This window comes from Propionivibrio sp. (assembly GCF_016790145.1).
Classification (GTDB): Bacteria; Pseudomonadota; Gammaproteobacteria; order Burkholderiales; family Rhodocyclaceae; genus Propionivibrio.
Genome location: NZ_JAEUOI010000227.1, coordinates 1 through 14,107, shown reverse-complemented (window position 1 = coordinate 14,107; position 14,107 = coordinate 1). Strand labels below are relative to the sequence as shown.

General features: G+C 61.7%; 11 protein-coding genes and 1 pseudogene. 2 read left to right on the top strand and 10 right to left on the bottom strand.

Features of this window, described 5'->3' with window-relative positions:
* Positions 1–184: 184 nt before the first annotated feature.
* Both pbpC and JNM42_RS18335 read right to left on the bottom strand, forming a co-directional pair.
* Positions 185–2,446 (bottom strand): penicillin-binding protein 1C, encoded by a 2,262-nt coding sequence (pbpC, locus tag JNM42_RS18340; RefSeq protein ID WP_294273705.1) that lies wholly within the window; start codon positions 2,444–2,446, stop codon positions 185–187.
* Between the two features lie 86 nt (positions 2,447–2,532).
* Positions 2,533–3,852: an amidohydrolase family protein gene (locus JNM42_RS18335; RefSeq protein ID WP_294273703.1), complete on the bottom strand. Its 1,320-nt coding sequence runs from the start codon at positions 3,850–3,852 to the stop codon at positions 2,533–2,535.
* A 323-nt stretch (positions 3,853–4,175) separates the two neighbouring features.
* Here JNM42_RS18335 and JNM42_RS18330 point away from each other — a divergent pair, with 323 nt between their 5' ends.
* Together JNM42_RS18330 and JNM42_RS18325 are read left to right on the top strand one after the other, a co-directional pair.
* Positions 4,176–4,520, top strand: a complete 345-nt coding sequence (locus JNM42_RS18330) for a nucleotidyltransferase domain-containing protein (protein ID WP_294273701.1) — start codon at positions 4,176–4,178, stop codon at positions 4,518–4,520.
* A 30-nt stretch (positions 4,521–4,550) separates the two neighbouring features.
* Positions 4,551–4,943 (top strand): annotated as a pseudogene (locus tag JNM42_RS18325) (HEPN domain-containing protein); the annotation flags it as partial.
* A 112-nt stretch (positions 4,944–5,055) separates the two neighbouring features.
* Here JNM42_RS18325 and JNM42_RS18320 read toward each other — a convergent pair.
* From JNM42_RS18320 to JNM42_RS18285, 8 genes are all read right to left on the bottom strand, one after another.
* Complete coding sequence (locus JNM42_RS18320; RefSeq protein WP_294273696.1) at positions 5,056–5,952, bottom strand: 3-hydroxyacyl-CoA dehydrogenase family protein; 897 nt, start codon at positions 5,950–5,952, stop codon at positions 5,056–5,058.
* Positions 5,953–6,124: 172 nt separating this feature from the next.
* Complete coding sequence (locus JNM42_RS18315) at positions 6,125–6,901, bottom strand: enoyl-CoA hydratase (RefSeq protein ID WP_294273694.1); 777 nt, start codon at positions 6,899–6,901, stop codon at positions 6,125–6,127.
* 204 nt (positions 6,902–7,105) lie between these two features.
* Positions 7,106–9,604 (bottom strand): mechanosensitive ion channel domain-containing protein, encoded by a 2,499-nt coding sequence (locus JNM42_RS18310; RefSeq protein WP_294273691.1) that lies wholly within the window; start codon positions 9,602–9,604, stop codon positions 7,106–7,108.
* 75 nt (positions 9,605–9,679) lie between these two features.
* On the bottom strand, positions 9,680–11,101 hold the full coding sequence (locus tag JNM42_RS18305) for a patatin-like phospholipase family protein (RefSeq protein ID WP_294273688.1): 1,422 nt from the start codon (positions 11,099–11,101) through the stop codon (positions 9,680–9,682).
* 391 nt (positions 11,102–11,492) lie between these two features.
* Complete coding sequence (locus JNM42_RS18300; protein ID WP_294273685.1) at positions 11,493–12,173, bottom strand: hypothetical protein; 681 nt, start codon at positions 12,171–12,173, stop codon at positions 11,493–11,495.
* Positions 12,174–12,184: 11 nt separating this feature from the next.
* Complete coding sequence (locus JNM42_RS18295; RefSeq protein WP_294273683.1) at positions 12,185–13,105, bottom strand: DUF2092 domain-containing protein; 921 nt, start codon at positions 13,103–13,105, stop codon at positions 12,185–12,187.
* A gap of 26 nt (positions 13,106–13,131) precedes the next feature.
* Entirely contained in the window at positions 13,132–13,434 is a 303-nt protein-coding gene (locus tag JNM42_RS18290) for a hypothetical protein (RefSeq protein WP_294273680.1), read from the bottom strand.
* A 134-nt stretch (positions 13,435–13,568) separates the two neighbouring features.
* A partial coding sequence (locus JNM42_RS18285) for a hypothetical protein (protein WP_294273676.1) occupies positions 13,569–14,107 on the bottom strand: 539 nt, incomplete at its 5' end.

Here is a 14,107-nt window from a genome sequence, read left to right as displayed (position 1 = left end):
ATGTCGAGCTTCCGCGCCGAAACCATAGGACTGTGGATTTGTGGACAATTCGCCTACGGCGAACCGGGACGCTTGCCGTGGAAAACGCTGCGCGTTTCCCACCGCGCGCCCCTTTGCCCACAAGCTCCACAGACCGCAATCATTTTCATATAAATTCAAAAACAGAACATACAAGGGTATTGCCTCAGGGTTGTTTCGCCGGCCTTCCCTTCATCGCCCGCACCTCGAAGCGGACGGCCTCGAGTTCGCGTCCCTGCGCATCGGCCAGCGTCAGTCGATGCCGTCCAGGGGATGGCCGCCACAACACCTCAGTTGCAGCACGGCCAAGCGGCTGACCGTCGATGCGCCAATGCCAGCCGGGGTCGGGCTGGCCGGAGAGTTGCAGGGCGATACGCTGGCGAGCGGGCGGAATATCCGGGTCCAGCGCGATGATCGTTCCCTGCCCCGGATAGGCGATGTGCGCCAGGGCCGTACTTTCGGCGAGACGCACAACGCTCATGCCGGTGCCGGCAACAAACCATTCCTGGCGTGCCGGCTCCTTGATTCTACCGGGCGGCTCGAAGCGGATCGACTGCTGCTTGACGCCGGGCGGCGGAACATTTGCCACGCCCGGCCGGTTGCTGCCGCCACGATGCAGCCAGTCCATCACCTCGCGCCAGACCGGTGCGGCGCCGGAAACGCCCGACACATCATGCATCGCCTCGCCGGCGGCGTTGCCGACCCACACCGCCACCGTATAACGCGGCGAGAAGCCGACGCACCAGTTGTCGCGCATGTCCTTGCTGGTTCCGGTTTTCGCCGCGCTCCAGTAGGGCGTTGCGAGCCACGATTCGAGGCCGAAGGTGCCGACCCGCGCCGTGCGGTCGGCCAGGATGTCCGCGACGATGAACACCGGCGCCGCCGCCGCGACCCGCCGCGCGCTGCCCTCGAATACGCCGCTGCAGCCGCCTTCGACACATGGCCGGCGCGCCTTGTCGGCACTGGCGTCATGACTCACGCGCAGCGGCGACCAGCGGCCGCCGTTGGCCAGCGTGCGATAGGCGTTGGCCAGCATGAGCAGGGAAATGTCGGCCGAGCCGAGCGCCAGGCTGAAGCCGTAGTAATCGCCGTTTTCGCTGAGGCTTTTGAAGCCGAAGTCGTGCAGACGGTCACGCAAGGCGTCCGGCCCGATGCGCACCAGCGTGCGTACCGCCGGCACGTTCAGCGATCCGCCGAGGGCCATGCGCGCGCTGACCCAGCCGCGATACTCCGCTGAATAGTTTTGCGGCACATAGAGACCGTTACTGGTGCTCACCGCCAGCGGCGAATCGTCGAGCAGCGAAGCCGCCGTCAGGTCACGGCGCTCGAAGGCCAGCGCATAGAGGAAAGGCTTGAGCGTCGAGCCGGCCTGACGCAGCGCCGTGACGCCATCGACCTCGGGCGCTGCGGACAAGGCGCCGCTCGAACCGACCCAGGCCAGCACCTCACCCGAGGCGTTGTCGATCGCCAGCAGCGCGCCGTCCTCGGCGTTCTGCCGCGCGATGTCGTGCAATTGGCGTTGCAGGGAAGCACTGGCGAATCGCTGAAGATCGGCGTCGAGCGTGCTGCGCAGCCGCTCTCCCGGCCGGCTGAGCAGTTTCTGCGCCAGATGCGGCGCCAGCCCCGGCGACTGTTCGGCGCCGAGCCAGCCGGAACCTGTGGCCTGATCGCGCAGGCCACCGGCAAGCGCCAGCCGGGCGAGGCCGTCCAGCCCCTCGCACTGGGCGGGCGCTCCGTGCTGCGCCATCGTCTGCAACACGCCGCAGGCGCGCGTCGCCACGCTTTGTGCTGAGGCCCCCGGTGCGCGCAGCAGTGCCGCCGCCAGCGCCGACTCGCGCTCGTCGAGACCGTCCGGCCACTTGCCGAACAGCCCGCGGCTCATCGCCGCAACGCCGACCATCTCGCCACGGAAACCGGCGAGATTGAGGTAGGCCTCAAGGATTTCGTCTTTCTTCCAGCGCTGTTCCAGCCACAGCGCGCCCGCCGCCTGCGAGAGTTTTTCCGGTACGCTGCGCCGGCCATGACGCGGCGCATTGTCTTTGTCATAATCGTCGAGCAGCCCGACGAGTTGCATCGAGAGCGTGCTGGCGCCGCGCGTCCGGGTAGTCCATAAATTGCGCCAGGCACCGGCGGCGGCGGCGTTCCAGTCGACGCCGGAATGTTCGTAGAATTTTTTGTCCTCGGAGGCCAGCAGCGCACGCAGCAGGCTCGGGGAAACGTCTTCGATGCGCGTCCACGGCAAACGCCGCTGCCTCATGTCGATACGTTTGCTGTGCAGAGGTCGCCCGTCGCGGGCCAGCAGAATGGCGTCGGATTCGGCATAGGACGCACGAACTTCGGCGAACGAGGGCAGCGCCGACGCCGGCAGGCAGCACAACGCCCAGCAGGCGAGCGATAAAAGTCCGTTTCGGGCAATGTGCAGAATCATGGGTCGATTATGCACCCGTCAGGCTGCCGCTTATAAGCTCGGGTAAAACTGCTTTAGCGCGGTGACTTGCCGGCGGGCACTGATACTCAACGCACGAGGTTCTTGAAGACCTTGCCGTCCTTCATGATGACCAGGAAGTTCTTGCCGGGGTTTTCGATGAGCTTGATGTCAGTCAGCGGATTGCCATCGACCAGCAGCAGGTCGGCGAGTGCGCCCTCCTGCACAACGCCGAGCCGGCCGGGATAGGGGTTGCGCCGACCCGACAGCTGCAGCAGTTCGCCATTGCTTGCGGTGGCCATGGACAACGCTTCTGCAGCACTGTACCACTGCGCCATCCTGGCCAGTTGCACGCCCTGGCGCGTGGCATTGGCCGCCGAGAAAAGGATGTCGGTGCCCCACGCCATCTTGATTTTGTACTTCCTGGCCAACGCGACCGTGCGCTCGGTTCCGGCAAAGATCTGGCGCATCCGTGCCACGCTGGAAGCCGGCATCGGCGCCATGAAGCCGTCGTCGGAGAAGGGCTGGAAACTCAGCCAGATGCCCTTCTCGGCGATCAGCCTGGCGCTGGCTTCGTCCATCAGATGGCCGTGCTCGATGACCTTGACGCCGGCGGCGATCGAGCGCTGTATGGCCTCCGGGGTGTAGGCATGCACACCGACGTAGGTGCCCCAGTTGGCAGCGGCCTGCACGGCGGCCCTCAACTCTTCTTCAGTGAAGGTGGATACGTCGAGCGGGCTGTGCGGAGAGGCGACGCCGCCGCCGGCGGTGAGCTTGATCTGCGAGGCGCCGAGCAGCAACTGCTCGCGCGTGCGCATGCGCACCTCGTCGGGCGAATCGGCGAGCTGGCTGGCATTGATCAGTTCCGGCATGGTCAGTGGCGCGCCCAGGCTGCGCGGCAGGTCGGAGCGGCTGCGAAAGTCGCCATGACCGCCGGTGATGGTGATCATCGCGCCCGAGGGATAGATGCGCGGGCCGACGATGCGGCCTTCGTCGATGGCACGCTTGAGCGCGAACGAGGGCCCGCCCAGGTCGCGCACGGTGGTGAAGCCGCGCATCAAGGTGGCTTCGGCCTCGACGCCCGCCAGCAGTGTGAGATAGCCGAGATCGCCATCCAGCAACTGCGGCATCGACGGGGCCACGAACATGGTGTGCCAGTGGCTGTCGATCAGCCCCGGCATCAGCGTGCGCCCGTCGCCACGTAGGCGTTGCACCGTCACGTCGGGCGGGTCGGCAATCGGCGCACTGGAAATTGTCTTGATGACGCCGCCCACGATGAGCACGTTCGACGGGCCCGATAGCCGGTCGCCGGTCCCGTCGAAGATGCGGACGTTCTCGAAGATGACTGCACTGGACGACCGGTCTTGCGCATGCGCAGGAACTACCGCAAGGAAAACTATTACAAGCAATGCATTTAACATCTCATGGAGGGTGTGACGCATTTGGTGGCTACCTGGTGGTTTACAATTGGTCGGTGGCTCGATGGCTGAAGGATGCAGGGCAGGAAATCCTGCGCGCCTTGAGGAAGTATCGCTGACCCTGTTTCTCACAGTCAATCGCTTTGCCGATTTCGCGCCAGCATGCGACACGATTTACGGAACAATAAACCCGAATCAGACCCCTGGTTTTGTATCGGTTTTCCAGCCCTCTTTCGTTTCCCTCGATGAGCCCTTGGAGTATATTGACAACCGGAGGGGAACCCGGTTCTGCTTCCTGGAACAGGAGCATCACAATGAGCACTGGCCGTCTGGACGACGATACTGCAATTGCCGCACGCGCCTTCATTGCCAAGGTGTCGGGGAGTTATGACCTGGCCGGGGCGATTCTCTTTGGCAGTCGCGCCCGGCGCAACCACCGGCCTGACAGCGATGCCGACATCGCCGTACTGCTGCATGGGAGCCGGGGCCACTTCCTCGATACCAAGCTCGCCATGGCAGACATGGCCTACGAGGTACTGCTGGAAACCGGGGTACTCATCCAGCCGCTCCCAGTGTGGGAAGACGAATGGCTGCATCCGGAAACCTACAAAAACCCCGCTCTGCTCCGCAACATCAGCCGCGACGGAGTGCGTCTGTGAATCCGGCTGACCTGATGCAAGGCATCGAAGGCGTCAGCCTCAGCAAAGTTGCTGCTCGATTCAGGGGACGTGGACGGAGCCTGCAATCGTGCCTACTACGCCATGTTTGATGCTGCCAGGGCGGCTTTGATCTGGTCAGCCGCACCCGTCGAACCGACTGTGGCGAAGACCCACAGCAGTCTGATTTCCGCTTTCAGCCTGCATCTGGTGAAAACGGGAAGATTGCCGGTGGAACTGGGCAAGGCCCTGAACCGGGCCGCTGAAATTCGATTGGTCGCCGACTACTCTGACGACGAAGTGACGGCGGACAAGGCTCAGTGGGTTATTGAGTGTGCCGCTGGTTTTATTGAAACAGTCCGGCAGGAACTGGGGCAGCCCGTGCCTGAACCGAAGGAAACCGGGAGCCCTGATTTCCCCGGTTAGATTTTCCCTGTTTTCCGACCCTTATTTTCTCGTCAACCAGGGTGGCGGCCGAGACGAGCATACCGGATCGCTTGCGCCGCCCCTGGCGCAAGCGATCAACCGCAGGCTTCGATCAGGCGACCGGATGGCGCAGGGCCGGATTTCCGATCGGCGGTTTGACCGAGTAATCGTAGAAACCCTTGCCGGTCTTGCGGCCCAGATAGCCGAGCTGAACCAGACGAGTCAGGGTGTGCGGCGAGGCGACATGCGGCTGGCGCACGTCCTCATAGATATTCAGCGCCATCGCCTCGACCACGTCGAGGCCGATATAGTCGGCCAGTTCAAACGGCCCCATCGGATGCGCAGCGCCCGATTTCATCGCGTGATCGATGTCGGCGATGGTGCCCGTACCCATTTCCAGCAGGTGTATGGCGCTCAGCATATAGGGCGTCAGCAGGCGGTTGACGATGAAGCCGGTGGTGTCCTGCACGATGACCGGATCCTTGCCGACCTTCTTGCAGAACTCGTCGAGGGTGCTGATGACCTCGTCCGAGGTCTCGAAACCGTGGATGATCTCGACCAGCTTCATCACCGGCGCCGGGTTGAAGAAGTGCAGGCCGGCAACCCGGTCGCGCTGCTTGCAGCCCGCCATCAGTGCCGTCACCGACAAGGTTGAGGTATTGGTGGCCAGTATCGCCTGCGGCGTAACGATTCCTTCCAGCCGCTTGAACATCGCCTTCTTGATGTCGATGTCCTCGATGATGGACTCGATGATCAGATCGCAATCAGCGACCGCCGACTCGTCGGTGGTGAACTGCAGCAGACCGAGCGTTGAATCGCGGAGTTCGGCGCTCATTTTCTGGCGCTCGACCATCTTGGCCAGCGATTTCTCCAATCCCGAACGAATCTTGTCCGTCGAACCCGGCGTCGCCTTGACGGCAACCGTCGGAATGCCGGCCTGCGCACATACCTGCGCGACGCCCACACCCATCGCTCCACAACCCATGACGCCTACTTTCCTGATTTCCATTTCCTGTTCCTTTCCCGTTGGTTATGATAAAAAAATTTTGCGCTTTCTGCGGCAAGCCGGCGTTGACCGACTTTACACCCGAATCATCCCTGACAAACGCAATGATGGACGGCAGCCCTCCGGGCGATACATCCGACATGGCGCGCTGCAGAGCGGGTTGCCCGGATGCGCCTCAGTGATGCTTGAAATCCGGCGCGCGCTTGCTGGAGAAGGCCTCCATACCCTCTTTCTGGTCGGCAGTGGCAAACACGGCATGGAAAGTCCGCCGCTCGAACAGCAAACCCTCGGCCAGCGTAGACTCATAGGCACGGTTAATACATTCTTTCGTCATCATCACCGCCGGCTGCGAATAGCCCGCGATGGTCTCGGCGGTCTTGAGCGCTTCTTCGATCAGACTGGCGACCGGAACGACGCGGCTGACCAATCCGGCTCGCTCGGCTTCGACGACATCCATCAGGCGACCGGTCAGGCAGAGATCCATGGCCTTCGACTTGCCGACCAGCCGGGTCAGGCGCTGCGTGCCGCCGGCTCCCGGCAGGATGCCGAGCTTGATTTCCGGCTGGCCGAATTTTGCGTTATCGGCGGCAAGGATGAAATCGCACATCATCGCCAGCTCGCAACCGCCGCCCAGGGCGTAGCCGGCCACCGCCGCGATCACCGGCTTGCGACAGCGGCTGGTGCGCTCCCAGTTGCGGGTGATGAAATTGGTCTTGTAGGCATCCATGTAGGAGTAATCCTTCATGCCCTTGATGTCGGCCCCGGCGGCGAACACCTTTTCGCCACCGGTGAGGACGATGGCGCAGATCGACGCGTCCGCCTCGACTTCGTCGAGCGCCAGGCTCAATTCGTCCATCATGTCATCGGACAATGCGTTGAAGGCCTTGGGCCGGTTGAGGGTGATCAGGGCCACCGGGCCATGCGTTTCGAGCCGGATGTTCTCGTATGTCATTGTGATGCTCCTTCCTGGGTTTGCCTGGTTGGTTGAATTCCTGAAGCCCCACGACGACCTGCTTGCATGAAAAAGCCATGCATGGCCCGACCTGGCTGGACGATGCATGCAGGAAAGGATGGACAGGAAATCAATGGGGAAGCGTAGAAGTATCGCCGACACTCGCTGTCGCAGTCAATCGCCTGTCGGTCGACTGTTGTACGTTCAGGACGCGGCGCGGCGCTCACGAAGCGCCAATTCGATCGCGCAATTGATCTGGTTGCGCACCACCGAGCGCTTGTTGAACGAATCGACATAGGCGCTGACCTCGAAGTCGAGTGAATTGTCGCTAAACCCGAGGAAATCGACGGTCGGGGGATGTTCCGAAACCACGCCGGGAGAGTTGCGCACGGCATCGAGTATTACCTGCTGCAAAAGCGAAACATCCTTGCCACGCGGTGCGCTGATCTTGAGCAGCAGCCGTGTCGTCTGGTTGGAGAGGGTCCAATTGGTGATTCGGTCGGTGATGAACGCCTTGTTCGGAATGAGGATTTCCTTGTTGTCGAAGTCGACGACCGTCGTTGCCCGTGCGCGGATGCGTGCGACCGTTCCCGTCACATCGCCGACCGTTACGATATCGCCGATGCGTACCGGGCGCTCGGCAAGCATGATCAGACCGGCAACGAGGTTGCTGAAGATTTCCTGCAACCCGAAGCCGAGACCGACACTGAGTGCGGCGACCAGCCATTGCACGTCGCTCCAGCCGATGCCCAGCCGTCTCGAAGCGAGCGCGACGCCAATGACAACCAGCACGTAGCGCACCATGACCTTCGTCGCGTACGTCGCGTCGGCCTGCATGTCGAAGCGCTTGAGCAGGGCAATATCGAGAACGCCGCCAACATTGCGCACGAGGACAGCAGTAATTACGCCAATCAGCATCGCCATGAAGAAGCCGGTCACCGTCAGCGAATGGACTACTTCCTTGTCGCCGACCGTCGATGTGTAGGTCCACAATTCATGATTTCCAATAACCGAAAGCGATGGGATCGCACTCCACCACACCGACACGAGACCACCCAGCAGCAGCAACGTAATCACGAAATTGAGCAGCGAGCGCATCTCCTCGCCAATCGTTGCGATGTCGGCATGCCGTGAAAAGTCCACGGCCGGATCGCCGCCCTCGATCTCTGCGTGCGCCGCCACCTCGTGCTTCATTCGCTCGAGGTGCGCGCGCTTAACGGTCACCCACATGGCCATCAGGCCGTAGATCATCACCGCCCCCAGAACCACAAACATGGACCGCACCATACGCCCGAAAAGGTAGACCGCTGCAATGTAATATCCGGCCACGGCAAGGACCGAAGCCCCCAGGGGAACGGCGACCAGCAGCGAGAACCAGAGTGCATGAAACTGGACCACCCAACTGCGTGGCGTGCGTGCGATGTAGTACTGCATCAGTGGATTCCTGCGCCGGAAGATCTGCACAAGAAAGGCGGCAAGAGCGATCATCACCAGAAACAACAAAAGTCGTCCAATACTCTCGCGGATGGCGAATGGCGCGTTTTCAAGTCCGTTTAAACAGGCTACCAGCATCAGCGGTATGAAAAATGCCGTGAACCGGCGCAGCGCACGCGCCAGGAAGGCAAGCGACGCCTCGTCCCAGCCGAAATAACGCACGGCCATGCCCCGCCGGTCAAACAGCCACGCAAAGAGATTCAGTGCCAGGAAGAGCTGCGCGACCTTCACCAGCGCCTCGGTGAGCGCCAGCGGGAAGGGCTGGGAATCGGGCGCCGATCCGAGCAGCGTCCCGGCAACCCATAGCAGGATCGGCCCTGGCAACGCGAGCGCCAAGGTGATGGCCAGCGCCATGGCCACCTGGCGGGCACGATGACGTTGCAGCACGATAGCGACCGGCATGTGCGATGAGAGAACTCGCAACAGACGGCGGCGCAAGACCAGAAGGGCGAGTGCCAGAAATAGCATCAACGCTGACCAGACGGGCTGCTGCGCCCACGCCTCCCGCAATGCCTCGCCTGCTGCACGCCAGTTGTCGCGGCCCATCCACGCGAGTGCGGGAGCGAAGCTGGTGAAGTTCTCGAAGCCTGGCGCAACGGGCATCCAGAGGAGCATCTGGGAAAGCTTCGTATGCGCCGCATGCACTCGTTCCTCAAGTTCCCGCTCGGCCAGTTCCTCTGCGCGCAAAGTCAAGAGAAGCGTATGCTGTAGATCACCAAGCCGCGTCAGTTGATCGCGCTGCTTGCCCAGCGCGGTGTCGATCGCTGCCGCGTCGCCCCCTGGCAATTGTATCGGTGCAGCGAGCGAGCTGCCAGCGTGCCCCAGTTCCCCCAACTCACGCAGGTTACGAACACTGTCATCGCTCGCCCGGAGCAGCACGCGCTCCCGCGCCTCGCGCGTTGCCGCGAAGCGCTCGGGACCAGGCAGCGCCCGCCGCGCATCGGTCAGCGAACGGGCAAACTCATTGCCGAGAACATGGATTTGCGCACTTTCCTCAATTTGCTTCATTCGCTCGTCGAGATCGCGCGTCTCCCGGCGCAGTTTCTCAATCTTTGCCCTGGCGTCGTCGAGCAGCTTTTTGCTGTCGGCGATCTGCTCCGACAAGCGGGTGTTCTCGGCCAGAACACCTCCTGTTACGCCCGGCTGTTCAGCGAGGCTGCTGCCCGCAAGGACGGCTACAAGTACAAGGCTCGACGCGAGAAAAGACAAGAATCGAGGCATCGGATTCGGTGTTGATTGGCAAGTCCGTGTGATGTACAAATCATGCTCCTTTGCCGACCTGAGTTATTTTGTAACGCCGCCGCCGAGGGATTGTACGATCTTTTCGTAGTCTTCGGACTCGCGCATCAACTGGCCCGCCATGTCACGCAAGCGGTCCACTTCCTCCGGCGGCAGTACGAAACTGGTTGGCAAATCCATGAAGTAGGCGCGCTCCTTGGGATCGCGAATGGCGTCAAAACTCACATTCAGTACGTTCAAGCTGACCTTGGGCAGGCGCGCTTCGGCTTCCGCCTCGCTGGCGCCGGCAAGCCTTGCCTTGGCCACCTGCAGTTCGCGTCGCCAGGTCATGATCTGGACCTGATCCTTCATCGTCTCGATGGTCTCGAATGAAAAGCGATCGATGGGAACGCCTGCGGATTGCATCAGTTGAACCGCGAACCCCGGTGGTTCCTCCTTCATGTCCCAATCGGTTTTAGGCGAGGAATGCGAGTCAACGACCAGCAGAATGATCCGCTTGATGCCACCAAAACCAACCTCTCCCTTGAACGCCGCGCTCGCTGCCATTTCCTCAAGAAATTCCAGTACGCCGCGTACCCCGATGTTGTCTGAAACGCCGCCATCGACGAGATGGATGTACGGGCGATTCGTGCTGTCCTGAAAACTCTCCATCTCCTGATAGCGCTTGAACGCGCGACCCGCAGGCCGGACGCGCGTGTTGGGGTCGGCGACCGCGCTCACCCAGGCGGGATACTTGTAGCCGCAGGTGCCGCCGTAGTTGTTTAGCGTGACCGGCGACAGCACGACCGGGACGGCCGAAGACGTGGCCGCCGCGCGGGCCAGATGCACGCTATTCAGATCGGAGCAAAGCAGATCGAAATCGTTCTGGAAGTAGGCCAGCCGCGATCCGGTCGACAGGTCGGTACCGGTGGCAATCGCCACGGGACCTTGCTTGTCGAGCAGATCGCCAAACGTCGCGCCATTGAACAGAATCTCGTCGTAGTACTCCGCTGCAAGTTCCGAGCGCCCGGCCGTGCCGCCGATGTATTTACCCCAGTTCCAGGGCTTTAATGCACGCGACACCAGTTCGCCCTGGACATTGCGCTTGAGGAAGCGCTCTTCGTATTCGGAGAACAAGCGGTCTCCGTAGAGCGCATAGGCGAGTGCCGTGAAGCTTCCGCCCGATACGCCGGTGATTACGTCAACCTCGTCAAGCAAGCGGCGATGCTGGCCGTTGACCACGATTTCGGTGCGGTTCAGTTCTTCGAGAACGCCGTAGGAGAAGGCCGCCGCCCGCGTGCCGCCGCCGGAGAAGGAAAGAACGAACAGAGTGCTCAGATCGTTATTTTGCCGTTTTGGTAGCAGCAGATAGGGACGGTAGCCGCTCCTTGGATCTACCTGGGTAATCGGTGCGTTGAGCGGTCGACTGGCACAGCCTGCCAGGACCAGCAGGGCCAGGATCGATAGTATGAAGCGAACTGTGAGCACGGTGATTCCCCTTGAGAGCTCGCCATGCTGAGTGAGTTAGCCGCGAAGCCTTGCATTCATTCCTGTTCAGCCTGCCGCTGACTACCCGGCAGACGTCAGGACACACACCTGCCGGGGGCCTCCAGGCACTTTAAAGTCCATTGAGGATTTTTGTCTTCGCCGCCCGGTAATCGTTTGCACTGATAAGTTTCTGAGCGTACACCGATTTCATTTCCCTGAGTTTCTGCTACGGTTATCCAGTAAAACAATCAGATAAACGACCTGGACACCGGCTTCTTCCCCGAAGTTGAAAGGGCCTATGGCTCAAACACTCCCGACGTGGCCTTGGGCCATGGGGTGCGCCGGGGTGATGAGCTTGGTAATCAGGCAGTAATGATTTTTTCACAGACTCTCAGGGCGCGGGAACGACGCGATAATAGACGCCGTTCGCACCGTAGGCCGGCTGGAACCAGGTATTGCCGTTCACGTAGTACGTCGTTCCGTACTTGTTGACCGGCATCGAGTTCACCGGCAACGCGGCATAGTTGACGCCGATGGGATAAGCCGGTGCAGCGTAGGTGCTGCCGGCCGCGACTCCCGCCGCATAGGCGTTCGACGCCGCAGCCTGCGTATTGGCCGACGCCACCGCCGCTCCGGCCGCGACGCCGACGACGGCCCCGGCAGCGGCCGCACAGCCGTAGCAACCCGACGAATAGTAGGGAACGGCAACCGGCGGGTGGTAGGCCGGATAGCCGTAGGTCGGCGGATGATACGCCGCTGCGCCACCGGGGTACTCATGCACGGCGCCGGCACCGTAGGCGCCGTACGTGCTGCCGCCGTAGGCATTGGTATGCTCGGTGCCGCCGTAGACGCTGTGCGCGCTGCTGCCACCATAGACATTGCTGTGCTCGGTGCCTTCGCCGGCCTCATGGGTAGTACTGCCGCCATAACGGTTTTCATGCGAGGTCTCACCGAAACTGTGGCTCGTGCTGCCGCCAAAACGATTGGCGCTGGCCCAGGCCGCAGCAGGATTGGCCCACACGCTTGCGCCAATGGCTGCCAGCGTAGCGACGACGTTAAAGATTCTGTTCATGGTCTGTCTCCTTATTGCGATTTAGTTGCGGGCTGAGCGGCCCCGGCCTTGGCTGGCTTGGCTCCAACTATCGGTTTCACTCCCGGCGGCGGGGTCGCGCCCGGATGCCGGAATGCGATACGCTTGGCGGCCTGCGCCTTCGGTGAGGCAAACGCGTCGGCAGCGATCACCCCGTCGATCTGCCAGTTCGTCAGATCCATCTCGTGCCGCAGCCGTAGCGGATCGGCCTTGTACACCGCACGAATCCGGCGCGGCAGCTTGTCGTCGGCGCCGATCCAGATCTGCAGGAATACGTCATTGTTGGCCCACGCCAGCATGTCGGTCTTGACACCGCCGACGACTCCCGAGGGACCGATGTAGAAGGCGAGTATCGTCCCCTCGGTCAATGCGGCATAAGGGTCGGCGACCAGCAGGTCGGTAAAGGGAAAGAACAGTGCAGCCATGTCATAGGCGGACTTCAGCGCGGCGTCGATGGTCGGTGGCGCATCGGCCATGGCGACCAGATCCTCTGCCGGTGCATAGGCCATCATCGATTTGCCGTCGTAATAGAACTCGGACGCAGGCCCGTCGCCCGGCATCAGGATCCTGAGCTTGTCCGGACGCTGCATGGTCACCTCGTAGCGCGTCGTGTAAACGAGAGGCGGCCCGAATTTGCTGGGAAACTCATAACCGACATTCGCCGTGAATGACATCGTCCTGGCCGCCGCCAGCCTGGCGCTGACGGCCTTGAGAAGATCCATCGCTTTCGGCTCGACGATGAGTTTCGGCGCTGGCGTTGCCGATTTTGCGCTCGGTTTCTTTACCGCTTTGGCGGCAGCAGGTGCGGACGCTACGGGCGGCGTCTGTGCGGTGACCGCCGCCGTCACCGTGAGAGCGACGGCAAAGACCAGGGCTTTAGCCAGCGAGTTGCGTTGAAATGTGACAATTTTCATGTTTATCCTTTCGCGTCCTGACCCGGTTACGGGATCATTCCGCATTCGAACATCTTGTTGACGATAGGTGCCGCGACCTGATTGAAGAAGGCCTGGCGCATCTGCGGGTCCTGCTGCAGCATCTGGATCGCGCGCTGTTCCATCTCCGGTTTCGGCTGCCCCTGACCTTGCGCCTTCTCTTGCCATAACTGCTGGCAAGACGCGTTCTGGTATTTCTCGATCACCTTGCCGGCGACGCGATCCATGATCGGGTATTGCGCGTAGGCGACACCCGCCGCCATCGACGTCGCGACGGCGATGGCCAAACACATTGATGAATGCTTGCTCATGACGATTTCCCTTTAAAAAGTGTTGGCGCTGGAATTGATGCCTGGAGAGCACCGGGGAGCGCCAGCCCCGGTGCCTCGTGAGATACGCTTGCCCGCAGCTCGCGTGATAGGTGCATAAGCGCAGTCCTCACGATTCATTTGACCCGTGTGAAATAAACATCGAACTTCTGCTGTGCCACGGCCTGGTAATAGACGCCCTTGAGCACATCGGCTACCGGGTCGTAGTTCAGTGTGTAGGTCGAACCGTTGTAGCCGCCGGAGCGCAGCTCGAAGAAGAGCTTGATGGTCTTGCCGTCCTGCGTCGCCTCGGCTCGGGAAAACGGCAGCGGATTCGGATTGGCGTACGCCGCGTCAAGCTTGCCGCCGGCATCGACGCTCTTGATGCTGATGACGTAGCCGCCGTCGGGCCGCACCCAGCGCCCCGGCAGCGCCCCGAAAGCGGATTCGGACCGGATTTCCGCCTTGGCGGCAACCTGGGCAAATGCCGTCGCCGGGACGATTCCGATGGCCAGGGCCAAAAGTGAGAGATAAAGCGCACTCGCTGTTTTCATCGCTGTTTTCATCGCTGTTTCCAAGCTTCCCCGCCAGATCGAAATGGACGAGGTTGGCGCCTCCATCGGGACGCCAGCCGCTTCGCTTACTTGCTTGCCGGCGGCTTGCCGTCCTGCGCCTC